This window comes from Micromonospora haikouensis (assembly GCF_900091595.1).
In the GTDB taxonomy this organism is placed as follows: Bacteria; Actinomycetota; Actinomycetes; order Mycobacteriales; family Micromonosporaceae; genus Micromonospora; species Micromonospora haikouensis.
In genome coordinates this window covers 255,349-279,836 of sequence record NZ_FMCW01000001.1, presented here as the reverse complement: position 1 = coordinate 279,836, position 24,488 = coordinate 255,349, and the positions used below count along the sequence as shown (strand labels likewise).

Below are 24,488 nucleotides of genomic sequence, written 5' to 3'. Positions count from 1 at the left end.
GCGGGTGAGCACCCCTCGCGAGCACCCCACCGGCCCGGCCGCCGACCACCGACCCGCCGGCGACGGCCCCGCGCCCGGCCACGACCGACCCGCGCCCGCCGACGACCGACCCGCGCCCGGCGAGCCGGCGAGCCGGCGCAACGGGTCCCACCGGCGCGGCGCCGACGGCCGGTTCCGCCCACGCGACACGCCGGAGGCGGCCGATGCGGCCGAACCGGCCAGAACGACCGAACCGGCCGAACCCGCCGGAACGACCGGGGGCGAACCGGCAGCGGTCATGGGCGCACGGGCGGCGGCCCTGGGCGCACCGGAAGCCGCCGACCCGACGACGGCCCCACCGGGTCGGGCGGCGGCGTCCGGCGGGCTGGAGGAGGTGCTCGACGTCGACCCCCTGACGGACGACGAGCCCGCGCCGCCGGTGCCGCTGCCCGAGGACCGGTTCCTCAACCGGGAGCTGTCCTGGCTCGACTTCAACGCCAGGGTGCTCGCCCTGGCCGAGGACCCGCGCACGCCGCTGCTGGAGCGGGCCAAGTTCCTGGCGATCTTCGCCAGCAACCTCGACGAGTTCTACATGGTCCGGGTCGCCGGCCTGAAGCGCCGCCAGTCCGCCGGGCTGCCGGTGCGCGGCGGGGACCGGCTGCCGCTGCGTACCCAGCTGGAGCGGATCGGCGAGCGGACCGCCGAGCTGGTCGGCCGGCACGCCTCCTGCTTCGTCGACGACGTGCTGCCGAAGCTCGCCGCCGAGGACATCCGCATCCTGCGGTGGACGGACCTGGACGCGCCCGAGCGGGAACGGCTGCGCACCTACTTCCGGGAACACATCTTCCCCGTGCTCACGCCGCTCGCGGTCGACCCGGCGCACCCGTTCCCGTACATCTCCGGGCGGTCACTGAACCTGGCCGTCGCGGTCCGCGACCCCGACGGCGGCTCGGAGCTGTTCGCCCGGGTCAAGGTGCCGAACAACGTGCCGCGCTTCGTCCGGGTCGACCGGGAGTCCCCCGGGGTGCGGGTGCTCCCGGTCGAGGAGCTGATCTCGGTGCACCTGGGGCAGCTCTTCTCCGGCATGCAGGTCGTCGAGTGCCACCTGTTCCGGGTCACCCGCAACGCCGAGGTGGAGGTCGACGAGGACCGCGACGAGGACCTCCTGCAGGCCCTGGAGCGGGAGCTGGCCCGCCGCCGCTTCGGCCCGCCCGTGCGCCTGGAGGTCGCCGCCTCGATCTCCGACCACATGCTGGAGCTGCTCGTCCGCGAGCTGGACATGGACAGCCACGACGTGCTGCGGGTACGCGGCCTGCTCGACCTGTCGGCGCTGTGGCAGCTCTACGGCGACGCCGACCGCCCCGACCTGAAGGACCCGCCGTTCGTGCCGGCCACCCATCCCCGGCTCACCGAGGGCGAGGTGCCGCGCAGCGTCTTCGCCACCCTGCGCGACGGCGACGTGCTGGTGCACCACCCGTACCACTCGTTCGCGACCAGCGTGCAGCGCTTCGTGGAGCAGGCCGCCGCCGACCCGGACGTGCTGGCCATCAAGCAGACCCTCTACCGCACCAGCGGGGACTCCCCCATCGTCGACGCGCTGGTCGACGCCGCCGCCGCCGGCAAGCAGGTGGTGGTGCTGGTGGAGCTGAAGGCCCGCTTCGACGAGGTCGCCAACATCGGCTGGGCGCGCACCCTGGAGCGCGCGGGCTGCCACGTCGTCTACGGCCTGGTCGGCCTCAAGACGCACTGCAAGACCGCCCTGGTCGTGCGCCAGGAGGGCAACCAGATCCGCCGGTACTGCCACATCGGCACCGGCAACTACCACCCGAAGACCGCCCGGCTGTACGAGGACTTCGGCATGCTCACCGCCGACCCGGAGATCGGCGCGGACCTGACGGACCTGTTCAACGTGCTGACCGGCTACAGCCGGCAGACCGCGTACCGGCGGTTGCTGGTGGCGCCGCAGGGCATCCGGCGGGGGCTCATCGAGCGGATCGAGCGGGAGATCAGCCACGTCCGGCTCGGCATGCCCGGGCTGGTCCAGTTCAAGGTCAACTCGCTGGTCGACGAGGAGGTCACCGACGCGCTCTATCGGGCGTCCCGGGCCGGGGTGCACGTGGACCTGCTGATCCGGGGCATGTGCACGCTGCGCCCCGGGGTGCCGGGGCTGTCGGAGAACATCCGGGTCCGCTCGATCCTCGGCCGGTTCCTGGAGCACTCCCGGATCTTCCGCTTCGGCAACAACGGCTCCGCCGAGTTCTGGATGGGCTCGGCCGACCTGATGCACCGCAACCTGGACCGCCGGGTGGAGGCGCTGGTGCAGGTGAGCGACCCGGTGGCCCGCGCCGAGCTGGACCACGTGCTCACCGCCGCGTTCAGCCCCGACGTGGAGGCGTTCGAGCTGCACGGCGACGGCTCCTGGACCCGGCGCACCGGCGCGGAGCAGGCCCTGCCGACCCATCTGCAGGACCTGCTGCTGCGCCGGGTCGGCGGCACGGCCGGATGAGCCTAGGCTGAGCGGATGCCGGAGGGGGAACGCGTGATCCGGGCGGCGGGCGGGGTGGCCTGGCGGCAGGCCGATGGCGGCGTGCTGGTCTGCCTCGTGCACCGCCCCCGCTACGGCGACTGGTCGCTGCCGAAGGGCAAGCTGGAGCCGGGCGAGCACCCGCTGCTGGCCGCCGTGCGGGAGGTCGCCGAGGAGGCCGACGTGCGGGCGGTGCCGCAGGTGCGGCTGCCCACCGTGCGCTACCGCAGCGAGGGCCGGCCGAAGGTCGTCGACTACTGGTCGATGCGGGCCGTCGACACGGGCGGCTTCCAGCCCGACACCGAGGTCGACGACATCCGGTGGCTGCCCGTCGGGGAGGCCGCCCGCCTGGTCAGCTACCCGCACGACGCCGAGGTGCTGACCGCGTTCGCCGCCCTCCCGCCGGTCACCGCGACGGTGGCCCTGGTCCGGCACGCGCAGGCCGGCCAGCGCGGCACCTGGTCCGGGCCGGACTCCGCCCGGCCGCTCGACGCCACCGGCTGGGCCCAGGCGCACGCCCTCGCGCCCCTGGTGGCGCTGGTCCGCCCGACCCGGCTGCTGTCCGCGTCCGCCCGCCGCTGCGTGCAGACCCTCGACCCGGCCGCCGCCCTGCTCGACCTGCCGGTCGAGGTGACCGGTGACCTGGACGAGCCGCGGCCCGGCCAGGACCCGCACGAGCGGGCGCTGGCCGCCGCCGCCTGCCTGGCCGAGCTGGCCGCCGCCGGGGGCGCGGCCGGGGCGTGCAGCCAGGGCAAGGTGATGCCCGGCGCGCTGGAACGCCTCACCGGCCGCGCCGGCGACTTCACCACCGAAAAGGGCGGCGGCTGGCTGCTCGCCTTCGCCGCCGACCGCCTCCTCGCCGCCGACCGCTGGTAAGGAAGGGCCCCTTCTTAACGCATACGGTAGAGAAGGGTTCCCCTCTCACCACCCACACCCGCAGCCCGACGCAGCGGGCGGGCGTCACGGCAGGGCCAGGGCGGGGCAGGGCGGACGGGCGTCACGGCAGGGCCAGGGTCACCGCGACCGGGAGGTGGTCGCTGGCGGTGCTGCGGGGTGCCACCGGGTCGGCGGCGCGCATGCCCGCCGAGACCAGCACGTGGTCGATCTGTTCGCGCGGCTCGTCCGCCGGGCTGGTTGGCAGGGGCCGGGCCGAGGCGAGGGCGTCCACCAGCCCCGCACGGGTGAACTCCGCATAGCCCGGGGCGCCCGGCTCGGTGTTGAGGTCACCGGCGACCACGAGAGGCAGTCCGGCGGCGTACCGGAGGGCGAAGCCCGCCACCGCGCGGGCCTGCGCCACGGGCTCCCGCCCCGGCGGCGGCTGCAGGTGGGTGGCGACCACCGCGAGGCGTACGCCGCCGCCGAGGTCCACGGTGACGCCGAGTGCCTGGGCTCCGGTGGGCGCGCCCACCGCGGCCAGCCGCTCGCTGCGGGCCGCCGTCAGGGGGAACCGGCCGAGGACCGCGTCGCCCCAGAGCGGATCGGCGGCGGGCGCGAAGACGTACGGCATGCGCAGCCGCGCCGCGAGCAGGGCGAGGGTGTCGTGGCCACCGTTGAGCAGCCAGCCCCGGTCCACCTCGCCGAGGACCACGATGTCGGGGCGCTCGCGCGCGACCACCCGGGCGAGCCCGTCGGGGTCGAAGCGACCGTCCAGTCCGAACCCCATCCGGATGTTGTAGGCCACCACCCGGACCGCCGCCGGGGGCGTGCCGGGCCGCAGCGGGGCGAAAGCGCCCGACGGCAGTCCCGTCGCGACGAGCACGACGAGGCCGCAGGCCGCGGCGGTTCCCCGAACCCACCGTCGGGGCGGCGTGGACGTCGCCCGCCGGGGCCCACCGAGGGCCACGGCGGCGACGAGGCCGGCCATCGCGACCGGCACGGCGGCGTTGGGGTAGCCGAGGTCGTAGGCGGCGTAGTAGCCGACGGCGGCGACGGCGAAGAGCAGCATGCCGAGCACCGCCGCGAGGCCGGGCCGGCCCGGCGCGACCCCGGGGGTGGACGACGCGGCGGCAGTCGACGGGACAGCGGACGGCGCGGCACCGGCGGGCGGCGCGGCGACGACGGGCGGCGCGGCGACGACGGGCGGCGCGGCACCGGCAGGCGGCACGGCGGCGACGGGCGGCACGGCGGCACCGGGTGACGCGGCGGGCGGCACGGCGTCGGCGAGGGCGAGGCAGGCACCCGTGCCGGCGGCGGTCAGCACGACCGCCGGCCCCAGCAGCCCGGCGTCGCGGGTGGCGAACAGCACCGCGCCGACCACCAGCGCCAGCGGGCCGGCCACCCGCCAGCGCCCCCGGGGCGGCCGGGCCAGCGCGGCGAGCAGGAAGATGCCGACCGCCCAGGCCGGCAGAGCGGGCACGTCGCCGGGTTCCGGTGGCCAGGAGAGCCCGCCGCCGGGGCCGCGCCAGTAGGAGGCGGCCGTCGCGGCCACCGCCGGGGAGAGCGCCACGAGGCCGGTCAACAGCAACGCCGGGCCGGCGAGCAGCCACGCGCGGGCCGCGCCCGGTTCCGCCGGCCGCGCGGGACGGGCCGCGGCGACCAGGAACACCGCCACGAGGGCCACGCTGCCGGCCCACCCGACCGGGCCACCCCGCCAGACCAGGTCGTACGTGCCGAGCACCGCGTGCACGACCGCGCCGAGGGCGATGCCCAGCGCCAGCCCCGGCACCGGCCGGCCCGTGGTGGCGGCGGTGCCGGCCAGCCAGAGCAGTCCGGCGAGGAGGCCGACGGTGGCCAGCCAGAGCTGCGTACGGCCGCCCGGTGCGGCGGTGAGGGCGAGCCGCGCGCCGCCCAGCGCGACGGCGGCGGCGAGCGTGACGGGCCGCGCCCCGAGCCGGCGGACCAGCGGCGGGAACGCGAGCGCGAGCACGAACCAGCCCAGCGCGAACGCGCCGAGCAGCTCGGCGGGGGTGGTCGCGGCCTGCCCGAAGATGGTGATGACCGACGGGAGGAAGACCCGCAGCACGTCGGTGAGCACGACGATGCCGAGGGCGAGCGCGGCGGTGCTGAGGTGGCGGTAGCGCACGGGCTGCCTTTCGCCGACCGTTTGAGGGGTTCGGCGATTCTCCGCGCGGGGCACGCCGCCGGTCAACGGTCGGCTCGCCCATCCCGCGACGGCGACCGGTCGCACCGCCCGGCACCGGCAACCACCCTCCGGGCAGCACACGCCATGGGCCCCACACGCCGCGGGGCGCACACCGTTCGGGTGGGCGCCCCGCGGGACGGTGCCGGCCGGTCAGCGCTTGGTGGCCGCCTTCTTGGCCGGGGACTTCTTCGCCGGCGCCTTCTTGGCCGCCGTGCTCTTGGCCGTGGTGCTCTTGGCCGACGCCGTGGTGGTCTTCTTCGCCGCGGTCGACTTGGTCGCCGCCGCCGACTTCTTCGCCGGGGCGGCCTTCTTGGTGGCGGTCTTGGCCGCCGTCGTCTTGGTCGCCTTCGCCGGGGCGGCCTTCTTCGTCGCGGTGGTGGCCTTCGCGGTGGTGGCCTTCGCCCCCGTCGCCTTGGCCCCGGCCGCCTTGGCCGCGGTGGCCTTCGCCCCGGTGGCCTTGGCACCGGCCGCCTTCGCGGTGGTGGCCTTGGCCGTGGTGGCCTTGGTCCCGGCCGCCTTGGCCGTGGTGGCCTTGGCGGTCGTCGCCTTGGTGGCGGCCGTGGCGGTCTTCTTCGCCGCCACCGTGGCCTTCGGCACCTTCCCGCTGGCCACCATCTCCTTGAAACCGGCGCCGGCCCGGAAGGTCGGGACGGATGTCTTCTTGACCTTCACCGCCTCGCCGGTACGCGGGTTGCGCGCTGTTCGCGCACCCCGGACGCGCTTCTCGAACGCTCCGAATCCGGTGATCGCCACCTTCTCGCCCTTGGTGACCGCCGCCTGGACCTCAGCGAGGACCGCGTCGAGCGCGGCCGTCGCCGTCTTCCGGTCCCCCAGGCGAACGGCGAGCGCCTCGATGAGCTCGGCCTTGTTCACGACTTCCTCCCGATTGTGCAACTGACTCGACGCGAGCCATTCTGCGCGCACGGTATGCCCTGTGCTGCCTGGACACAAACATTCGGTGGAAAAAAGCCCTTGTGTCGTAACGGATTCGCCCCCACCGGCGAGGCCGGTGGGGGCGGAAACCGATGCGGGATCGGGCGTACGGCTATGCCACGGAGGGCAGGAACGGCCTCCGGCCGCGCTCGTAGGAGGTGATGTCGGGCTCGTGCCGAAGAGTGAGTCCAATGTCATCCAACCCCTCCATCAGCCGCCAGCGGCTGAAGTCGTCGAGGGGGAAGGACCAGGTGGCGTCCCCGGCCCGGACCTCACGGGACGCCAGGTCGACGGTGACCGGGGTGGTCGGGTCGGACTCGACGAGGGACCACAACTCCTCGACGGCCCGCAATTCCAACTCGACCGGCAGCAGACCCTCCTTGAGGGCATTGCCGCGGAAGATGTCGCCGAACCGGGGCGAGACCACCGCCTTGAACCCCCAGTCGCGCAGCGCCCACACGGCGTGCTCCCGGGAGGACCCCGTGCCGAACTCCGGGCCCGCCACAAGAATCGACGCACCCGAATACGCGGCATCGTTCAACACGAATGAAGGGTCCTCCCGCCACGCGTTGAAGAGCCCGTCGGCGAATCCCGTCCGGGTCACCCGCTTGAGGTACACGGCGGGGATGATCTGATCCGTGTCCACGTTGGAACGGCGCAGCGGCACGGCGGTGCCGGTGTGCACGGTGAACTTGTCCATCTGTGCGGCTGCCCTTCTACAGGTCTGCGGGGGCGGCGAGCCGGCCGACCACGGCGGTGGCGGCGGCGACCGGCGGCGACACCAGGTGGGTGCGTCCGCCCCGGCCCTGGCGGCCCTCGAAGTTGCGGTTGGAGGTCGAGGCGGAACGCTCACCCGGGGCGAGCGTGTCCGGGTTCATGCCCAGGCACATCGAGCAGCCGGCGAACCGCCACTCGGCCCCGGCGTCGGTGAAGACCTTGTCCAGCCCCTCGGCCTCGGCGGCCTCCCGGACGGCGGCCGAGCCGGGCACCACGAGCATCCGTACGCCGTCGGCGACCGTGTGTCCGCGCAGCACGTCGGCGGCGGCGCGGAGGTCCTCCAGGCGGCCGTTGGTGCAGGAGCCGACGAAGACCACGTCGACGGAGAGGTCGCGCAGCGGAGTTCCGGGGGTGAGGTCCATGTACTCCAGCGCGCGGCGGGCGGCGGCCCGCTCGGACTCGCCGGCGAACTCCTCCGGATCGGGGACGGCCGCGCCCAGCGGCGCACCCTGGCCCGGGTTCGTGCCCCAGGTGACGAACGGCGTGATCCGGGTCGCGTCGAGGGTCACCTCGGCGTCGAACGTCGCGCCCTCGTCGGTGGGCAGGCTCCGCCAGTACTCCACCGCCGCGTCCCAGTCGGCCCCCTGGGGCGCGTTCGGCCGCCCCTTGAGGTACGCGAAGGTGGTCTCGTCCGGCGCGATCATGCCGGCCTTGGCGCCCCACTCGATCGACATGTTGGCGACGGTCATCCGCCCCTCCATGGAGAGCGCGCGGATCGCCTCGCCCCGGTACTCCACGATGTGGCCGCGGCCACCGCCGGTGCCGACCTGGGCGATGAGGGCGAGCACCAGGTCCTTGGCGGTGACGCCGGGGCCGAGCTGGCCGGTGACGTTCACGGCCATCGTCTTCGGGCGGGCCTGCGGCAGCGTCTGGGTGGCCAGCACGTGCTCGACCTCGCTGGTGCCGATGCCGAACGCGAGCGCGCCGAAGGCGCCGTGGGTGGCGGTGTGGGAATCGCCACAGACGATCGTCATGCCGGGCTGGGTGACGCCGAGCTGCGGGCCGATGACGTGCACGATGCCCTGGTTGGCGTCGCCGAGCGGGTGCAGCCGCACGCCGAACTCGGCGCAGTTGCGGCGCAGCGTCTCGATCTGGGTGCGGGAGGTGGGGTCCGCGATCGTGAGCAGGTCGCCGCGCCGCTGCGAGAACGCCGGGTCGGCGTACCCCGTGGGGGTGTTGTGGTCCTCGGTCGCGAGCGTGAGGTCGGTGCGGCGCACGCGGCGGCCGGCGAGCCGCAGGCCGTCGAAGGCCTGCGGGCTGGTGACCTCGTGCAGCAGGTGCAGGTCGATGTAGAGCAGGTCCGGTTCACCGTCGGCGGACCGGACGACGTGCGCGCCCCAGACCTTCTCGGCCAGGGTCCTCGGTCGAGTGTCTCCCACCATCTGGACATCCTAAATTCTGGGAGGTAAATTTCGGCTTGTGGGACACAGTATGAGCGGTGTCGGCGTTCTCGACAAGGCGGTGGTCATCCTGGCCGCCTGTGTCGACGGCGCCAGCCTGGCCGAACTCGTTGAACGCACCAAGCTGCCCCGGGCCACCGCGCACCGGCTGGCACAGGCGCTGGAGATCCACCGGATGCTCGTCCGGGACACCCAGGGCCGTTGGCGCCCGGGCCCCCGGCTCGGTGAGCTCGCCAACGCCGCGCCGGACGTGCTGCTGACGGCGGCGGAGCCGCTGCTGGCCGCGCTGCGCGACGCCACCGGGGAGAGCGCCCAGCTCTACCTGCGCCGCGCGGACGAGCGGATCTGCGTGGCCGCCGCCGAGCGGGCCAGCGGGCTGCGGGACACCGTCCCGGTGGGCTCGGTGCTGCCGATGACCGCCGGTTCGGCGGCGCAGATCCTGCTGGCCTGGGAGCCGCCGGAGGCGGTGATGCCGCTGCTGCCCCGGTCGAAGTTCACCGGACGCACCCTCGCCGAGGTGCGCCGCCGCGGCTGGGCGCAGAGCGTCGCCGAGCGGGAGGCGGGTGTGGCGAGCGTCTCGGCCCCGATCCGTGACCGCACGGGCCGGGTGATCGCCGCGATCAGCATCTCCGGCCCGATCGAACGCCTCGGCCGCCGCCCCGGCGAACGCCACGCCATGGCCGTCGTCCGAGCCGGCCAACGCCTGAGCGGCCTCTAACCCCCCCACCCCGCCCCCTCCGCCCCCGGTGATCAAGAGATTTGCGTCATCTGTCGCACCGAACCTGACGCAAATCTCTTGATCACCGACACGGAGTGGGTGGGGTGGGGCTGGGGGCGGGGGAATGGGGAAGGCCCGGCTCACCGGGGTGAGACGGGCCTTCCTGGGTGTAGCCCCGACGGGATTCGAACCCGCGCTACCGCCTTGAGAGGGCGGCGTCCTGGGCCGCTAGACGACGGGGCCAGAACTTTCCTGCTTCACCGCCCTGCCGGACGGTGCCGCTGTATTCTAGCGACGGGCCCCGGGGGTGAGCGCACAGGGGTGCGCGTCGCGCCACGGCATCCCGGGCCGGCACGCGACAGGCCGCCCGCACGAGAACGGGCCGCACGAGAACGGGCGGCCGGCGCGGGACAGGCGGGCCCGCACGAGGCAGAACGCCGGAACCAAGCCGGCCCGGCACCGAAGCAGGCTCGGCACGAAGCAGGCCGGCACCGGGCCGACCGCCGGCACGAGGCCTGGGACGCAAATCAGCCCGCCTCACCACAGTGAGACGGGCTGGACAACCTGTAGCCCCGACGGGATTCGAACCCGCGCTACCGCCTTGAGAGGGCGGCGTCCTGGGCCGCTAGACGACGGGGCCAGAACCTGTCTTGCTCCACCGCCCTGCCGGGCGGTGCCGCTGAAAACTACCAGAGATCATTCTGGCCCGCTTGCGCGGGCCGGAGCGATCTCCGACTTGATCCAGCGACCGACACTCTCACGAACGCCGGTTGCTGGGGTACCAGGACTCGAACCTAGACTAACTGAACCAGAATCAGTCGGGCTGCCAATTACCCCATACCCCATTGGCACCTCGCGGTGCCGTTCGGCGCCTTGCGGCACCGGAGAGAAACTTTACCCTCCCGCCCCCCACAGGCCAAATCGGGGGCCCGAAACCGCATCTGGCCTGCGGCTTCGGGCTTCCCGACGACTCAGGTCACCGGGACGACCGGGTTGCTCAGCTCCCCGATCCCCTCGATACGCACGGTGACCGTATCCCCCTCCGTGAGCGGGCTAACCCCGGCCGGCGTGCCGGTGAGGACCACGTCCCCGGGGAGCAGCGTCATCACGTGCGAGACGTACGACACCAGGGCCGGCACGTCGAAGACCATGTCCCGGGTGCGGCCGAGCTGGCGTACCTCCATCTCGTCCGGGTTGCGGCCGACCTCGCAGCGGACCTCCAGGTCGGTCACGTCGAGCCCCGTGGTGATCCACGGGCCGATGGGGCAGAACGAGTCGAAGCCCTTGGCCCGGGTCCACTGCCCGTCGGAGCGCTGAAGGTCCCGCGCGGTGACGTCGTTGGCGCAGGTGTAGCCGAAGATGGCCCGCTCGGCGGCGGCCCGGTCGGCCCGGCGGGCCCCCGGCGCGCCGATCACCACGGCCAGCTCGGCCTCGTGCTCGACCTGCTTGGAGAAGATCGGCAGCCGGATGGCGTCTCGTGGCCCGATCACGGAGGTGGACGGCTTGAGGAACAGCAGCGGCTCCTTGGGCACGTCGTTGCCCAGCTCGGCGGCGTGCTCGGCGTAGTTACGGCCGACGCAGACCACCTTGCTGGGCAGGATCGGGGAGAGCAGCCGGACGTCGGAGAGCGCCCACCGGGCGCCGCTGAACTGGATCTGGCCGAACGGGTGACCCTCGATCTCGGCGACGGTCAGGCCCTCCGGGCCCGCCCCCGGTTCGCCCTCGACGACCCCGAACGACATTCCCTTGGCATGAGCGAAACGAGCGATACGCACCAGGCCAATCTAGCCCGCCCGCCCCGGGCGGCACCGGCACCGGGCGCTCGGCGGCGCGCGGCGGGCCAGCGTACGCCGGCTGCCGCCGCCGCGGGCCGGGTTCGCCGCTTCGTACCCGCACGGCGGGGAGCCGCACCTAGCGTCGGCTACCGGAGGTTCGTTCGTATGCCTGCATCGAGACGACACCACAGGGCCCTCGCAGTGTTCGTGCACTGCCTGGGCATTCTCGCCGCCGTGCCGGCGCTGCCCACGGTGGCCCCGAAGCCCGTCACGCCCGCGGCCACCACACCCGGAGCCGCCCCGCCACAGGGGGCGCTGCGGGCGGCGGCGGCCACGATGGCGCCGACGCCGACGGACACCGCGACCCCGACGGGCACCGCGACGCCCGCGGCCCCCGCGCCGCCGCCGCTGGTCTCCCCGTCCGTGGTCGTGCCGACGCGGGGCGGACCGTCCGCCGTGACGGTGGCGGTCACGCCGGCCGGCACGCCGGCCCCGGGCTACCAGGTCCAGGTGCGCAACGCCAGCAGCATGCCCGTGGCCACCACCGTGCGCCAGGAGCTGCCGCCCGGAACGTCGGCGACCTGGGTCACGCCCGGAGGGCGGACCAGCCGCTCGGCCACCACCACGGAGGTGACCTGGCAGCTGCGGCTCCCGCCGCGCAGCACCACGACCCTGCACACGGCGCTCACCACCGCCGCGCCGGGCCGCGCCCTGTCCGCACCGGCCTGCGCCTTCGCCGCCGGCGGCGACCGGCCGTACGACTGCGCGACCGCGACCTGGGACCGCTCACCGGTCCCGGTGGCCCAGGCCACGGACGCGCCGGCCTGGCGGCGGCCCGCGGCGCTGCTCGCCGCGCTGGCCGGGGTGTTCCTGCTCACGGCCGGTGGGCTCTGGTGGTGGCAGCGGCACCGCCGCGCCCGGGCCACGGCCGCGTCGACCGGCGGGCGCACCGGATCCGGCGGTGCGGGGAACCGGCCCGCCGGTGCGGGGACCGTCTACGCCGGCACCGGCGCGGGGTCCTCCGGCACGGCCCCGGCGGCGGCACCCGGCCAGGGCGGACAGCCCCGTCCGGTCGCGCCGGTCGCCGTGGCCCGCCGTCGCAGGCCCCCGGTGTGGCTGCTGGTGGGGGCGGCCGCCGCGGTCCTGGCCGGCGTGGTGCTCGCCGCGACGCTGACGGCCACCCGACGGGTCGCCGCGATCGACACCACCAAGCAGCCGAGCACCGGCGCGTGGGTGGGCACCAGCACCACCGGCGTGATCGGCATGCCGCTGCGGGAGCAGGCGCTGGAGTTCACCGTCTACCGGATCGCCTGCCCGTCGGTGTCGTCGGCCGCCGGGCGGCAGTGCCAGGCCACGGTCGGGGTGCGCAACCTCACCCCCGAGCAGCAGACCTGGCACGGCGAGATGCAGCGGGCGTACCTGCCGGGGGGCACCTGGGTCAGCACCGACGAGGCCGCCACCCGACTGGCCAACCAGGGGCGGGACGTCTTCGGCCAGCCCCTGGCCGCGGGCAGCCGGCTGGTGCTGCCGCTGGTGTTCACGGTCGACGGCACGGACCGGCCCAGGCAGCTGGAGCTGCGCAGCGGGGTGTTCTCCGCCGGGGTCCGGGTCGACGTGCCCTGACGCGGGGCCGGCGGGGGCGGCCGGGCGGCGGCCGTACGCTGGTCGGGTGACCGCCGCCCTCGCTCCCGCCGCGCCGCTCGACCTGGCCGACTGGCAGGCGCGGCGGCGGGCCCACGAGGAGCGGGTCGACGCGTGGCTGGCCCCGCACCTGGCCCGCCGCCGCGCCGGGCGCAGGCACCCCGTGGAGGACTTCCTCTTCACCTACTACTCGCACCGTCCCGCACAGCTGCGCCGTTGGCACCCGGGCGCGGGGGTCGTGCTGCGCGGCGCGGACCCGGCCGAGTTCGGCCGGGACTACCGCGCCACGTCCGCCGGGCTCACCCTCGACACCGATGCGGTACGCGCCCGGCGGGCCGAATCGGTCGGCTGGATCCGTGCCCTGCTCGCGGCGACGGCGGGCCGGCCGGCGCACCTGGGCTGCTTCGGGATGCACGAGTGGGCGATGGTCTACCGGCAGACCCAGGAGGAGATACGCCACAACGCGTGGCCGCTGCGGCTCAGCCCGGCGCGCACCGCCGAGGTCGTGCACGAGCGGGGCGTGCGGTGCAGCCACTTCGACGCGTACCGGTTCTTCACCGCGCCGGCCCGGCCGCTGAACGTGCTCACCCCGACGCGGGAGCGGCAGCACGAGCTGGAGCAGCCGGGCTGCCTGCACGCCAACATGGACCTGTACAAGTGGGCGTACAAGCTGTCGCCGCTGGTGCCGAGCGAGCTGGTGGCGGACGCGTTCGCGCTGGCCCGCGAGATCCGCACCCTGGACATGCGGGCCAGCCCCTACGATCTCGCCGCGCTCGGCTACCCGCCGGTGCGGGTGGAGACGCCGGAGGGACGGGCCGAGTACGCCGCCGCCCAGCGGGGCTTCGCCGAGCGGGCCGCCGGCCTGCGGGCCCGCCTGCTCGCCGCGCTGGCCTGACACCCCCGTTTCGCACCTTTCATCACCTTTTGCACTCGTCGTTCGTTGGCTCCCTGTACGCGCGAGGCCGAGGAAACGGGAGCACCATGACCAGACGATCACTCGCCGGGCGGGCGCGGGGCCTGATCCTGCGCACCGCGCCCGGCATTCCGCGCTCCCGCCGCGAGGCGCGGACGTCGCTGGAGGCCCTGGCCACCCTGCGCGGGCAGGGCTGGCACCGGTCCGTGGGCGCGGCACCCGTCGACGGCGAAGGCCGGCCGCTGCCCTGGCTCAGCTACTCCGCCGTGCGGTGGCTGGACGAGGTGCTGCACCCCGGCGTGCGGGTGTTCGAGTACGGCTCGGGGTCGTCGACGTCCTGGTTCGCCTGGCCCGGCCGGGTCGGCGAGATCGTCTCCGTCGAGCACGACGCGGCCTGGTTCGCCCAGCTCCCCCAGCCGGCCAACGGGGAGATCCGGCACGTGCCCTGCGCCGACGGCTGGTGGGACGGTTCGGCGGACTCCCCGTACGTGACGGCGATCGCCGACGGGGCCCCCTGGGACGTGGTGGTGATCGACGGCGCCTCCCGCACCGTCTGCGCCCGGGTCGCGCCGAAGTACCTGGCCCCGTCCGGCCTGGTGGTCCTCGACGACACGGACCTCGCGACGACCGACCCGGCGGCGGCGGAGCTGGCCGCCCACGGCCTCGGCCGGCTCGACCTGTGGGGCTTCAAGCCCGGCGTCCAGCGGATGACCTGCACCTCGGTCTTCAGCTGGGACTTCAACCACTGGCTGCTGCCGGGGCCGGCGCACCACCACACCCGCTGACGGCGGGCCGGCGGCGCCGCGCGCCGACCTCCACCGACCGCCCCATCCACACCCCCACCCCCACCCACCACTTCTCCGCCCTTTGCTCTGCACCCACGGGCGCAGCGGTCACCGACGGTGACTGTTGCGGATCAGGGTGCAGAGCAAAGGGACGGGAACGAAGGGTGGCGGCGGTGGGGCGGTCAGCCCGAGCGCGCGGCCCGGCCGGGGATCAGGACGTGGCGCAGCTCGTCAGCGGCACCGGGTTGCTGGAGCCGGCGCTGGCGAGGAACCCGAAGGTCGCCTCGGCACCGGGGGCGAGGCCGCCGTTCCAGCCCACGTTCCGCGCGGTGACCGCGGTTCCGCTCTGCGTCACGTCGGCGTTCCACGCCTGGTTGATCCGCTGGCCGTCGGCGTAGCCGAACCGGACCGTCCAGCCGCCCAGCGCGGCGGTGCCCGTGTTGCGCACGGTCACCTCGCCCTGGAAGCCGCCCTGCCACTGCCCGACGATCCGGTAGACGGCCGTGCACCCGCCGCCGGGGTTCGAGGTCGGGGTGACCGGCGGCGACAACGTCGGCGTGACGGGCGGGGTGGGCGTCGGCGTGGCCGTGGGGGTCGCGCTGGGGGTGGCCGTGGGAGTCGCCGTGGGGGTGGTGCCGGTCAGCGCGGCGACCACCGCCGGGTACCAGCGGTCCGACATCTTCTGGTCACCGGCGGCGTTCGGGTGCACCCCGTCGTAGGTGTCGGCGGCGGTGCTGAAGCCCGTCCACTGGTCGACGACCACGATCGGCGACTGCGCGGTGGTCTTGCCCGCCGCCCAGCCGTCGATCGCGCTGTTGAGCGCCACCACCCGCTGCCCGCACTCGGCGCAGCTCGCGGGGGCCATCGGGATGATCTTCGCGACGATCACGCGCATCGCCGGGTTGCTGGCCCGCATCTGGTCGACCAGCCTGGAGTACGCGGCCAGGATGGTCGCCGGGGCGATGTTGCTCCACACGTCGTTGGTGCCGAAGTGCATGAGCACGACGTCCGGGTCGGTGGCGGAGAGCCAGCCGGGCAGCAGGTTCTGGTTGGCGACGTTCGTCACCAGGTATCCGCCGTGGCCCTCGTTGTCGCCGTCGTACGGCTGGCCGCAGCCCTGCGGGCCGAGGGTGCCGACGAAGTCGACGTTCGTGTGGCCGGTGGACTGGAGGCGGTTCCAGAGGATGGAGCGCCAGCAGCCGGGCGAGCCGGTGATGGAGTCGCCGAGGGGCATCACGCGCACCGGGTCGGCGGCGGCCGGCAGGGCGGGCGGCGCGGCGACGAGCCCGAGCAGCAGCGTCAGCGGCACGGCCGCCAGGGCGGCGAGGAAGGCGGAGAGGAAGGGCTTTCGGGGCATGGCGGAGGAACTCCTGTCACGTGGCGTCGTACGCGGTCGGTGACGGCCCTGTTGCTCCCGGATCCATTCCAGCAGACCCCGGCGTCGCGCTCAACCGCCTCCCACGTTCCGCCCCGAGCCGGCGCGGCACGGACGGAGCCGGCGCGGCACGGACGGCGCAGCGCGCGGCGCGGTCAGTCGCCGTCGACCCGGCGGTCGCGCTTGCGCTGCGCCTGGCGCTTCTTGTCGGCGAGGCGGCGTTCCTTCGCGCCCCGCGACGGGCGGGTCGGGCGGCGCGGCGGGGGCGGCGGGGCGACCGCCTCGCGCAGCAGGGCCGCCATCCGCTCCCGGGCCGCCTCCCGGTTGGCGAGTTGGGCCCGGTGCTCGCTGGCGGCGATGGTGAGCACCCCGTCGACGAGCCGGCCGGCCAGGCGGTCGAGGGCCCGGGCGCGCAACGGCTCGGGCAGGCTCGGCGAGCCGGCGACGTCGAAGCTCAGCTCCACCCGCGAGTCGGTGGTGTTGACGCCCTGCCCGCCCGGCCCCGACGAGCGGGAGAAGCGTTCCCGAAGCTCGGCGGCCGGCACGACCAGCCGGTCGGTCACCCGCAGTCCGTCGTCCACGTGAGCAGGCTAGCGCCCCGCCCGGGCGCCGTGCGTGGCCGTGGGGGTCGCCGAGGGGCCCGGCGCCGGTCCCGCGCGGTCGTCACCGGAGCCGGCGGCGTACGCGACCGCCCACGAGCAGCAGCGCGATCACGCCGACCTTCGTGGTGACGGCCCGGATCAGCCCGAAGGCGGCGCGGCGCGCGCCCGGGACGGTGTTTCCATGGGCCGATGATCCCACGCCCAATATCTGCCAATTCTCCCCTCCGCGTCGCCCGGGAGCGCCGCCCGGGAGCGCCGCCCGGGAGCGCCGCCCGGGAGCGCGGCCCGGCCCAGGTCAGCCGCCCTTTCCGATGATCGCGTCGGCGCTCTGCTGCACCTGCTCGATCGGGATGGCGAAGCCGATGCCGATCGAGCCGCTGCCGTCGATGGTGGCGATGGCGGTGTTCACCCCGACCACCTCACCTCGGGCGTTGACCAGCGGGCCGCCGGAGTTGCCCGGATTGATGGACGCGTCGGTCTGTACGGCGCGGTGCCGGTTCGTGCCGAGGCGTACCTGACGGTCGAGCGCGCTGACGATACCCGCGGTGACGGTCCCGGCCAGCCCGAGCGGGGACCCGACCGCGAGCACCGGCTCGCCGACCCGGGTGGCGCCCGGCTTGGCCAGCGGCAGCGGGGCCAGGCCGGCGTCCGGCGGCACCCGCAGCACGGCCAGGTCGCTGCCGGGCTCCCGGCCGACGACCTCGGCGGCGAACCGCCGGCCGTCCGGCAGTTCCACCGTCACCGCCCCGCCGCCCCCCTTGGCGAGGATGTGGTCGTTGGTGATCAGGTGCTGCTGGTCGTCGATGGCGAACCCGGACCCGGTCGCCGAGTTTCCGGCGGCCCCGCCCACCAGCACCGACACCACCCCCGGCACGGTGCGCTCGGCCGCGGTCACCAGCTCCGCCGGCACCGGCGCGGCCGACGCCGCCTCCGGGCCCGGCACGTCGGGTGAGTCGGCGACCCAGGCACCGGCCGCCGCACCGGACAGGGTGGACAGCGCCACCACCCCGGCGGCGGCCAGCAGCCGGCCCTGCCAGCTGCGCCGCCGGTCGGCCCCGCCCCCACCGGGTACGTCCCGACGGCCACGCCCGTCGGGGTCGAGCTCGGGCGAGACGAACCACGGCCCGCGCGGCTCGCCCAGTCCGGTCTGTACTGCCATCCGCTGCTCCTCACGTCCACGTCTGTCGGGGAGGTCCGGCCGGCTCGGGCCGGCCGGTGGGGCCGCCGCGTTCAAGGCAGCCGGGAGAACCACCGCATCGATCCCGCCGCAGCGCCCATGGCCAGCACCAGGCCCAGCCCGATGAACCGGGCGGAGACGTCCTGCCGCTGGGTGCGGTAGCCGACGGAGGTGCCGATGTCGTCGTACACGGCCCGCAGTTCCTCGCGGCTGGTCGCCTCGTGGAAGCCGCCGCCGGTGGAGTCGGCGACCGCCTTGAGGGTCTGTCCGTCCACCGGCACCTGGATGGGCCGCCCGCCCCGGTCGACGAACCCGGACGGGGTGCCGAACGAGATGGTGTGCACCGGCACCTTCGCGTCGACGGCCTCGGCGGCGGCCTCCATCGGGTCCATGCCGGAGGTGTTCGCGCCGTCGGAGAGCAGGATGATCCGGGCCGGCGGCAGGTCCTTCGCGGCCTGGCTGTCCAGTGCCCGCACCGCGCCGAGGGAGGTGTTGATCGCCTCCCCGATGGCGGTGCCCTGCACGCCGGTGCTGCCCTCGGCGAGGCGTTCGATGCCGTCGTGCAGGGCCTCCCGGTCCGTGCCGGGCGGCACCAGCACGGCGGCGCTGCCGGCGAAAGCGACCAGCCCGACGTTGAACTCGTCGGGCAGGCCGTCGACGAAGCGCCGGGCCGCTTCCTTGGCGGCGCTGAGCCGGTCCGGTTCCACGTCGGAGGCGAGCATCGAGGTCGACACGTCGACCGCCACCATGACGGTGGCCCGTTCCCGGGGCACCCGCACCTCGGCGCTGGGCCGGGCGAAGCCCACCACCAGCAGCGCCAGCATGGCCAGGAACAGGCCGGCCGGCACATGCCGCCGCCACGCGGGGCGGTGCGGGGCCACCCGGTCGAGCAGCCGCAGGTTGGTGAAGCGGACCGCGTACCGGCTGTGGCGGCGCTGGGCGAGCAGGTAGCCGACGGCGAGCGCGGCGACCCCGAGCAGCAGCCAGAGCCGCAGGGGCGACTGCCAGGTCACGCGGCACCTCCCGACAGCGCGCCGGGGCGGGCCGTCCGGCCGGTGCCGCTGGCCGCCGGGGCCAGGGCGAGCCGGCGCTGGGCGTGCACGTGCCGGACGATGTCGGCGCACCAGTCGCGGTCGGTGCGCAGCGGCAGGTGGGCCGCCCCGCACCGGCGCAGCACCTGGCGGATCTGGTCGCGCTGGGCGAGGGCCGCCTCGGCGTACCGCTCGCGCAGCCGGCGGTCGCCGGTGCAGACCTCCCGCCGGCGGCCGGTCTCCGGGTCGACCAGGGTGATCAGGCCGACGTCCGGCAGTTCCAGCTCGCGCGGGTCGGTCACCTCCACGGCGAGCACCTGGTGCCGGACGGCGAGCCGGCGCAGCGCCGCCTCCCAGGGCGGCGGGTCGGCCGGGTCGTCCGGTAGCCCGTCGAGGAGGTCGGAGACCACCACGACGAGGCCGCGCCGGGTGGCGGCCCGGCCCACGGCGACGAGCCCGTCGGCGAGGCCGGGCGCGGCGGACGGGCCGGCGGCCGGGTCGGTCCCGGCGGCGCGCGGCGCGGCCAGCAGGGCCCGCAGCAGACCGAGCAGGTGGGTACGCCCGCCCCGGGCGGGGAACCGGCGCAGCCCGTGCGCGCCGAGCAGTTGCGCGCCGAGCCGGTTGCCGGAGCCCGCCGTGAGGAAGCCGACCGCCGCCACGGCGGCCACCGCCAGCTCGCGCTTGTCCAGCTCGGCGGTGCCGAACTCCATGCTGGGGCTGGCGTCGACCAGCAGCCAGGTGGTCAGCTCCCGGTCGGCGTCCACCTCGCGGACGTGCGGGACGGTGGTGCGGGCGGTGACCGCCCAGTCCATCCGGCGCACCTCGTCCTCGCCGGGCCGGTACTCGCGGCTGCCGGCGACCTCGCTGCCGGGCCCGGGCAGCAGGCCCCGGTGCTCGCCGTGCAGCAGCCCGTCGAGGCGGCGGGTGACGGTCAGCTCCAGCCGGCGCAGCCGCCGGTCCGGCGCGAGGTCGGCCAGGGTCGGGTCCGGCGGCACCGGCCCCGCTCCCCCGGCGGCCCGTGTTCCCCGGGCGGAGCCGGCGGGCGGGGCGGCCGGGGCCCTCACGCCGCCGCCAGGTCGGTGGCGTATCCGGTGTGGTGGGCGGCGATCCGGGGCGGGGGCACGGCGTCGACCAGCCGGTGGACCACCGCCTCGGCGGCGACCCCGTCGGCGACCGCGTCGAAGGAGAGCACCAGCCGGTGGGCCAGGACGTCGACCGCCAGTTCCCGGACGTCCTCGGGCAGCACGTGGTCGCGGCCCCGCAGCAGCGCCTGGGCGCGGGCGGCGGCGACCAGGCCGAGGGTGGCCCGGGGGCTCGCCCCGTACGCCAGCAGCGGCGCGATCTCGGGCAGCCCGAACCGGCCCGGGTCCCGGGTGGCCAGGATCAGCCGGACGACGTACTCGGCGATGGCGTGGTGGACGAACACGTCGCCGGCCCGCCGCTGGAGCGCGCGCAGCCGCTCGGGGTCGAGGACCCTGCGCGGGGTGGGCCGGTCGGTGCTCATCCGGTAGAGGATGGCCAGTTCGTCGGCGTCCCCGGGGTAGTCGACGACGATCTTCATGAGGAACCGGTCCCGCTGCGCCTCGGGGAGCTGGTAGACCCCCTCCGACTCGATCGGGTTCTGGGTGGCCAGCACCAGGAACGGCGTGGGGACCGGAAAGGCGCGCCCACCGATGGAGACCTGCCGCTCGGCCATCGCCTCCAGCAGCGCGGACTGCACCTTCGCCGGGGCCCGGTTGATCTCGTCGGCGAGCACGAGGTTGGCCATGATCGGGCCGAGTTCGACGTCGAAGCTCTCCTTCGACGCCCGGTAGATGCGGGTGCCGACGATGTCGGAGGGGACCAGGTCCGGGGTGAACTGGATCCGGGAGAAGGTCCCGCCGACCACGGTCGCGAGGGTCTGCGCGGCGAGGGTCTTCGCCACGCCGGGGACCCCCTCCAGGAGGCAGTGGCCGCCGGCGACCAGGGCGGTGAGCAGGCGCTCGACGAGCCGATCCTGCCCGACGATCACGCGTTTGACCTCGAAGAGGGTCTGTTCCAGCTCGACGCCGCTCGGATCGGGATCGACCGCGGTGGGCAGGCTGGCCAGGGTGTCCGAGATGTCCGTCACGGTGCTTGCTTCCCGGGCCGGCACCCGGGCAAACGTCGGAATTCGAGCACCTTACCGGGCCGAACCGGGACGAGGACCGTCATCCGCCACCGAAGGCCGCAGGGGGCGCGGACGGCGCGAGGGTGCCGGCCCCGTCGCCGGGACCGGCACCCTCGCCTGCGTACGGGTCAGGGAGTGAACACGGCCAGGTGGAACGGCCGGTCGGCCGGGGCGCCGGTGGAGTCGTACGTCTGCACGAAGACCCCGTTCGGCGTGGCCAGCCGCGGCGCGACCGAGATCTCGCCGGCCGGCGGGATGCAGCACGAGTCCGTGGTGCCGATCGTGGCCACGAAGGCAGCGCTGGTCAGGCTGCGGTTGAAGATGACCTGGTACTGGCCGGGGCCGTACTTGGTCGCGGAGACGGCGTCCCGCGAGCGGAGCAGGGTGCCGGCGCTGCTGACGACGGCGAAGGACGTGGAGCCGTTGACGTAGGACGGGCTCACCCCCTTCTTCATCGCCGCCTTGGCCGCCGCCGCCTCGGCCGCCGTCGGCTGCGGCTGTCCGGACGGCGCGGCGGCGCGTTCGCCCGGCTGCCCGGACTGGGCCGCGGGCCTGGCCGCCGTGGTGGTCTGGGCGGCGGCGATCCCGCCGCCGGCCAGCGTCAGCACCAGCGCGCCGAACGTGACCGCGACCGCCCTACGGGAAATGATTCTTGCCATGACAGGTCCCCCTTGTTGACCGTGTCGACACGACCGACTCGCGAAACAACGAGCCGGTTTTATCCGAGCCTGCCAACACCGCAAAATTGTCGCCTGAGCGACCGCCGCCAAGCCGGCTGGAGAAGCACCCACACCCGCCTTGAGCAGCCAATATTGCCGTGCACATCGAGGCTGGAACCAGGTGGAAAGTAGCACCGCCAAAAGCGCGTGGTCAATGGCAGACGGCGGCGTTTCAGACTGTTTCAGCCCGCCCTTCGAATTGCGAAACATGAACGCTAGACAATTCATGATGGGGGCTGCCCGGCGCGGGTGGCGGCGCCGGTCGAGCACTGCCGCTACCGTGTCGACGTGCTCACCTACGCCGACACCCGCGCCCGCCCGGCCGGTCGCGCCGCCCGGATCCGGACCTGGCTGTGCTGGCTCGCGGTGGCCCCCGGGCTGGTGTGGGCGGCGGTACGCCTGCCCGGCCTCGAACGGGGGCCGGCGGTGCAGGCGGTCGCCTTCACCCCGTACGTCGCGGCCTGGACGCCCGTGCCGCTGCTGCTCGCGCTCGCCCTGCGGCGCCGCTGGCCGGCGGCGGTCGCGGCCCTGGTCGCGGTGGCGCTGATCGCCGTGGTCGCGCCCCGGGCCGTGCCGTCGGCGCAGCCGCGGGCCGGCGGGCCGACGCTGCGGGTGCTCACCGCCAACCTGCTGGCCGGTGCCGCCGACGCCGGCACCGTGGTCGGCCTGGTGCGCGACCTGCGGGTCGACGTGCTGGCCGTGCAGGAGTTCACCCCGGGCGCGGCGGCCGAGCTGGACCGGCTCGGCCTGGCCGTGCTGCTGCCGCACCGGCAGCTCAACCCGCAGGTCGGCACCGTCGGCTCGGGGCTCTACGCCCGCTTCCCCATCGCCGGGGGCGGCATCCGGCAGCACCGCGGCGGCTGGGGCTTCACCCAGGCGTACGGGACGCTCACCCCGCCGGGCGGGCCGCCGGTGCGGGTCGAGTCGGCCCACCCGGCGGCCCCGTACGCGCTGGACCAGGTCGGGTTCTGGCGCACCGACCTGGCGGCACAGCCGCCGGCCACCCCCGACGCGGGGCTGTCGATCCTCGCCGGGGACTTCAACGCCACCCTCGACCACGCCCCGCTGCGCGACCTGCTCGCCACCGGGTACGTCGACGCGGCCGACGCCACCGGCGCCGGGCTCGTCGGCACCTGGGGCCCGTACGACGGCGACCCGATCCCGCCGGTGACGATCGACCACGTGCTGGTGGACCGGCGGATCGCCGTCCGGTCCGTGTCGGTGCGCGCGGTGCCGGGCAGCGACCACCGCGCGGTCCTCGCCGAGCTGCGCCTGCCCGCCGCCTGAGCCGCCCTACACGTGGGCGCGGTCCAGGCCGTAGGTGAGGGCGTCGACGAGGGCGTGCCAGGACGCCTCCACGACGTTGGGGTGCACGCCGACGGTGGTCCAGTCGCGGCCCGCCCCGTCGGCGGTCTCCACCAGCACCCGGGTCACCGCGCCGGTGCCGTGGCTGCCCTCCAGGATGCGCACCTTGTAGTCGGCCAGCTCGAAGTCGCGCAGCTCCGGGTAGTGCCGGGACAGGCCGACCCGCAGCGCCTCGTCGAGCGCGTTGACCGGCCCGTTGCCCTCGGCCGTGGCGATCAGCCGCTCGCCGCGTACCCGGATCTTGACGGTGGCCTCGGAGACCACCGAGCCGTCCTCCCGGTGCTCGACCAGCACCCGGTAGGACTCCAGGGCGAACGGCCGGACCGGGGCGGCGTCGGGCAACTCGGAGCGGACCAGCAGCTCGAACGAGGCGTCGGCGGCCTCGAAGGACCAGCCGCCGGCCTCCAGCTCCTTGACCCGCCGGGTCACCCGGGACAGGGTCTCCGGATGGCCGGCCAGGTCCAGGCCCAGCTCGCGGCTCTTCAGCTCGACGCTGGCCCGGCCGGCCATCTCGGTGATCAGGATCCGCATGTCGTTGCCCACCACGGTCGGGTCGACGTGGTTGTAGAGCAGCGGATCCACCTTGATCGCGCTCGCGTGCAGCCCCGCCTTGTGGGCGAAGGCGGCGGCCCCGGCGTACGCCTGGTGGGTGTCGGGGGCGATGTTGGCGATCTCGGCGATGGCGTGGGAGACCCGCACCATCTGCTCCAGGCAGCCCTCCGGTAGGACCGGCAGCCCGAGCTTGAGCTGGAGGTTGGCGGCGACGGCGAAGATGTCGGCGTTGCCGGGACGCTCGCCGTAGCCGTTGGCGGTGCCCTGCACGTGGCGCACGCCGGCCTCGACGGCGGCGATGGTGTTGGCCACCGCGCAGGCGGTGTCGTTCTGGGCGTGCATGCCCAGGCGGGCCGGGTCGACGCCGGTGCGGGCGGTCAGGTCGGCGATGGCGGCGCTGACGCGGGAGGGCAGCATGCCGCCGTTGGTGTCGCAGAGCACCATCACCTCGGCGCCGGCTGCCAGCGCGGTCTGCACGACCTCCGCGCCGTACGCGGGGTCGTGCCGGTAGCCGTCGAAGAAGTGCTCGCCGTCGACGAAGACCCGCCTCCCCTCGGCGACGAGGTGGCGCACCGTGTCCCGGATCATCGCCAGGTTCTCCTGCGCGGTGGTGCGCAGCGCCCGCTCGACGTGCCGAAGGTCGGCCTTGGCGACCAGCGCGACGGCCGGGGTCTGCGCGTCGAGCAGCGCCCGCACCTGCGGGTCGTCGGCGACGGCGACGCCGGCCTTGCGGGTGGCCCCGAACGCCACGAGCAGGGCGTGTTTCAGGTCGAGTTCGGTGCGGGCCCGGCGGAAGAACTCGGTGTCCTTGGGCACCGCGCCCGGCCAGCCGCCCTCGATGAAGCCCACGCCGAACTCGTCGAGCAGTCGGGCCACGGCGAGCTTGTCGACCACCGAGTAGGTGAGCCCCTCGCGCTGGGCACCGTCGCGCAGCGTCGTGTCGTACAGCTGGAACGTCATGGGGAGTCCTTTCGGGCGCGGGCGGGACGGG

Annotated in this window: 21 protein-coding genes and 3 tRNA genes; 7 read left to right on the top strand and 17 right to left on the bottom strand. The window is 75.0% G+C overall.

Annotation, left to right across the window (positions count from 1 at the left end):
• The first annotated feature begins 4 nt into the window (after positions 1-4).
• Both GA0070558_RS01155 and GA0070558_RS01150 read left to right on the top strand, forming a co-directional pair.
• Entirely contained in the window at positions 5-2,485 is a 2,481-nt protein-coding gene (locus GA0070558_RS01155; RefSeq protein WP_091274525.1) for an RNA degradosome polyphosphate kinase, read from the top strand.
• A gap of 15 nt (positions 2,486-2,500) precedes the next feature.
• Complete coding sequence (locus GA0070558_RS01150) at positions 2,501-3,379, top strand: NUDIX hydrolase (protein WP_077936597.1); 879 nt, start codon at positions 2,501-2,503, stop codon at positions 3,377-3,379.
• Between the two features lie 121 nt (positions 3,380-3,500).
• Here the strand turns inward: GA0070558_RS01150 and GA0070558_RS01145 are convergent, their stop codons facing one another.
• The 4 genes from GA0070558_RS01145 to leuC form a co-directional block, all read right to left on the bottom strand.
• Positions 3,501-5,525, bottom strand: coding sequence for an endonuclease/exonuclease/phosphatase family protein (locus GA0070558_RS01145; RefSeq protein WP_091274522.1), 2,025 nt, complete (start codon positions 5,523-5,525; stop codon positions 3,501-3,503).
• Positions 5,526-5,735: 210 nt separating this feature from the next.
• Positions 5,736-6,458 (bottom strand): HU family DNA-binding protein, encoded by a 723-nt coding sequence (locus GA0070558_RS01140; RefSeq protein WP_176734052.1) that lies wholly within the window; start codon positions 6,456-6,458, stop codon positions 5,736-5,738.
• 172 nt (positions 6,459-6,630) lie between these two features.
• Positions 6,631-7,218 carry a 3-isopropylmalate dehydratase small subunit gene (leuD, locus tag GA0070558_RS01135; RefSeq protein WP_091274509.1) on the bottom strand — a complete coding sequence of 196 codons (588 nt, stop codon included), beginning with the start codon at positions 7,216-7,218 and terminating at the stop codon, positions 6,631-6,633.
• Positions 7,219-7,234: 16 nt separating this feature from the next.
• A complete protein-coding gene (gene leuC / locus GA0070558_RS01130; protein WP_091274506.1) occupies positions 7,235-8,677 on the bottom strand; it encodes a 3-isopropylmalate dehydratase large subunit in 1,443 nt (480 codons plus the stop codon).
• A 49-nt stretch (positions 8,678-8,726) separates the two neighbouring features.
• On the opposite strand from leuC, the gene GA0070558_RS01125 reads away from it, so the two are divergent.
• Positions 8,727-9,413 (top strand): IclR family transcriptional regulator, encoded by a 687-nt coding sequence (locus GA0070558_RS01125; RefSeq protein ID WP_013284529.1) that lies wholly within the window; start codon positions 8,727-8,729, stop codon positions 9,411-9,413.
• A gap of 170 nt (positions 9,414-9,583) precedes the next feature.
• Here GA0070558_RS01125 and GA0070558_RS01120 read toward each other — a convergent pair.
• From GA0070558_RS01120 to GA0070558_RS01105, 4 genes are all read right to left on the bottom strand, one after another.
• A tRNA-Glu gene (locus tag GA0070558_RS01120) sits at positions 9,584-9,656 on the bottom strand.
• 324 nt (positions 9,657-9,980) lie between these two features.
• Positions 9,981-10,053: transfer RNA gene (locus GA0070558_RS01115), tRNA-Glu, on the bottom strand.
• A 133-nt stretch (positions 10,054-10,186) separates the two neighbouring features.
• Positions 10,187-10,258, bottom strand: a tRNA-Gln gene (locus tag GA0070558_RS01110).
• A gap of 126 nt (positions 10,259-10,384) precedes the next feature.
• The gene (locus GA0070558_RS01105; protein ID WP_077936592.1) at positions 10,385-11,188 is read right to left on the bottom strand and encodes a fumarylacetoacetate hydrolase family protein; all 804 of its coding nucleotides are present in this window, start codon (positions 11,186-11,188) and stop codon (positions 10,385-10,387) included.
• 165 nt (positions 11,189-11,353) lie between these two features.
• Here GA0070558_RS01105 and GA0070558_RS01100 point away from each other — a divergent pair, with 165 nt between their 5' ends.
• The 3 genes from GA0070558_RS01100 to GA0070558_RS01090 all read left to right on the top strand — a co-directional run bounded on the left by GA0070558_RS01100 (position 11,354) and on the right by GA0070558_RS01090 (position 14,527).
• Positions 11,354-12,811 (top strand): hypothetical protein, encoded by a 1,458-nt coding sequence (locus GA0070558_RS01100; RefSeq protein ID WP_091274501.1) that lies wholly within the window; start codon positions 11,354-11,356, stop codon positions 12,809-12,811.
• Positions 12,812-12,857: 46 nt separating this feature from the next.
• The gene (locus GA0070558_RS01095; protein WP_091274498.1) at positions 12,858-13,724 is read left to right on the top strand and encodes a 3-methyladenine DNA glycosylase; all 867 of its coding nucleotides are present in this window, start codon (positions 12,858-12,860) and stop codon (positions 13,722-13,724) included.
• An 86-nt stretch (positions 13,725-13,810) separates the two neighbouring features.
• On the top strand, positions 13,811-14,527 hold the full coding sequence (locus GA0070558_RS01090) for an O-methyltransferase (protein ID WP_091274494.1): 717 nt from the start codon (positions 13,811-13,813) through the stop codon (positions 14,525-14,527).
• A 211-nt stretch (positions 14,528-14,738) separates the two neighbouring features.
• Here the strand turns inward: GA0070558_RS01090 and GA0070558_RS01085 are convergent, their stop codons facing one another.
• The 8 genes from GA0070558_RS01085 to GA0070558_RS01055 all read right to left on the bottom strand — a co-directional run bounded on the left by GA0070558_RS01085 (position 14,739) and on the right by GA0070558_RS01055 (position 21,520).
• Positions 14,739-15,884 (bottom strand): cellulose binding domain-containing protein, encoded by a 1,146-nt coding sequence (locus GA0070558_RS01085; RefSeq protein WP_091274490.1) that lies wholly within the window; start codon positions 15,882-15,884, stop codon positions 14,739-14,741.
• Positions 15,885-16,057: 173 nt separating this feature from the next.
• The gene (gene arfB, locus GA0070558_RS01080) at positions 16,058-16,483 is read right to left on the bottom strand and encodes an alternative ribosome rescue aminoacyl-tRNA hydrolase ArfB (RefSeq protein WP_043962281.1); all 426 of its coding nucleotides are present in this window, start codon (positions 16,481-16,483) and stop codon (positions 16,058-16,060) included.
• An 82-nt stretch (positions 16,484-16,565) separates the two neighbouring features.
• Complete coding sequence (locus GA0070558_RS33220; protein WP_176734051.1) at positions 16,566-16,703, bottom strand: hypothetical protein; 138 nt, start codon at positions 16,701-16,703, stop codon at positions 16,566-16,568.
• A gap of 96 nt (positions 16,704-16,799) precedes the next feature.
• The gene (locus GA0070558_RS01075) at positions 16,800-17,663 is read right to left on the bottom strand and encodes a S1C family serine protease (protein WP_091274487.1); all 864 of its coding nucleotides are present in this window, start codon (positions 17,661-17,663) and stop codon (positions 16,800-16,802) included.
• 71 nt (positions 17,664-17,734) lie between these two features.
• A complete protein-coding gene (locus tag GA0070558_RS01070; RefSeq protein WP_091274484.1) occupies positions 17,735-18,694 on the bottom strand; it encodes a VWA domain-containing protein in 960 nt (319 codons plus the stop codon).
• Entirely contained in the window at positions 18,691-19,707 is a 1,017-nt protein-coding gene (locus GA0070558_RS01065) for a DUF58 domain-containing protein (protein WP_091274481.1), read from the bottom strand. Before GA0070558_RS01065 ends, GA0070558_RS01070 begins: the two co-directional genes overlap by 4 nt.
• Before the next feature lie 65 nt (positions 19,708-19,772).
• The gene (locus GA0070558_RS01060) at positions 19,773-20,822 is read right to left on the bottom strand and encodes an AAA family ATPase (protein ID WP_091274476.1); all 1,050 of its coding nucleotides are present in this window, start codon (positions 20,820-20,822) and stop codon (positions 19,773-19,775) included.
• Positions 20,823-20,989: 167 nt separating this feature from the next.
• Positions 20,990-21,520, bottom strand: a complete 531-nt coding sequence (locus tag GA0070558_RS01055) for a hypothetical protein (RefSeq protein WP_091274473.1) — start codon at positions 21,518-21,520, stop codon at positions 20,990-20,992.
• A gap of 399 nt (positions 21,521-21,919) precedes the next feature.
• On the opposite strand from GA0070558_RS01055, the gene GA0070558_RS01050 reads away from it, so the two are divergent.
• Entirely contained in the window at positions 21,920-22,867 is a 948-nt protein-coding gene (locus tag GA0070558_RS01050) for an endonuclease/exonuclease/phosphatase family protein (RefSeq protein WP_091274792.1), read from the top strand.
• Between the two features lie 6 nt (positions 22,868-22,873).
• On the opposite strand, the gene cimA is transcribed toward GA0070558_RS01050, so the two are convergent.
• Positions 22,874-24,457 (bottom strand): citramalate synthase, encoded by a 1,584-nt coding sequence (cimA, locus tag GA0070558_RS01045; RefSeq protein WP_077936582.1) that lies wholly within the window; start codon positions 24,455-24,457, stop codon positions 22,874-22,876.
• Between the last annotated feature and the right edge of the window lie 31 nt (positions 24,458-24,488).

Coding starts and splice junctions, on each gene's coding strand:
- GA0070558_RS01100 (WP_091274501.1), top strand. CDS start 11,354: ATGCCTGCATCGAGACGACACCACAGGGCCCTCGCAGTGTTCGTGCAC.
- GA0070558_RS01075 (WP_091274487.1), bottom strand. CDS start 17,663: ATGGCAGTACAGACCGGACTGGGCGAGCCGCGCGGGCCGTGGTTCGTC.
- GA0070558_RS01090 (WP_091274494.1), top strand. CDS start 13,811: ATGACCAGACGATCACTCGCCGGGCGGGCGCGGGGCCTGATCCTGCGC.
- leuD (WP_091274509.1), bottom strand. CDS start 7,218: ATGGACAAGTTCACCGTGCACACCGGCACCGCCGTGCCGCTGCGCCGT.
- leuC (WP_091274506.1), bottom strand. CDS start 8,677: ATGGTGGGAGACACTCGACCGAGGACCCTGGCCGAGAAGGTCTGGGGC.
- GA0070558_RS01085 (WP_091274490.1), bottom strand. CDS start 15,884: ATGCCCCGAAAGCCCTTCCTCTCCGCCTTCCTCGCCGCCCTGGCGGCC.
- GA0070558_RS01125 (WP_013284529.1), top strand. CDS start 8,727: ATGAGCGGTGTCGGCGTTCTCGACAAGGCGGTGGTCATCCTGGCCGCC.
- GA0070558_RS01055 (WP_091274473.1), bottom strand. CDS start 21,520: ATGGCAAGAATCATTTCCCGTAGGGCGGTCGCGGTCACGTTCGGCGCG.
- cimA (WP_077936582.1), bottom strand. CDS start 24,457: ATGACGTTCCAGCTGTACGACACGACGCTGCGCGACGGTGCCCAGCGC.
- GA0070558_RS01150 (WP_077936597.1), top strand. CDS start 2,501: ATGCCGGAGGGGGAACGCGTGATCCGGGCGGCGGGCGGGGTGGCCTGG.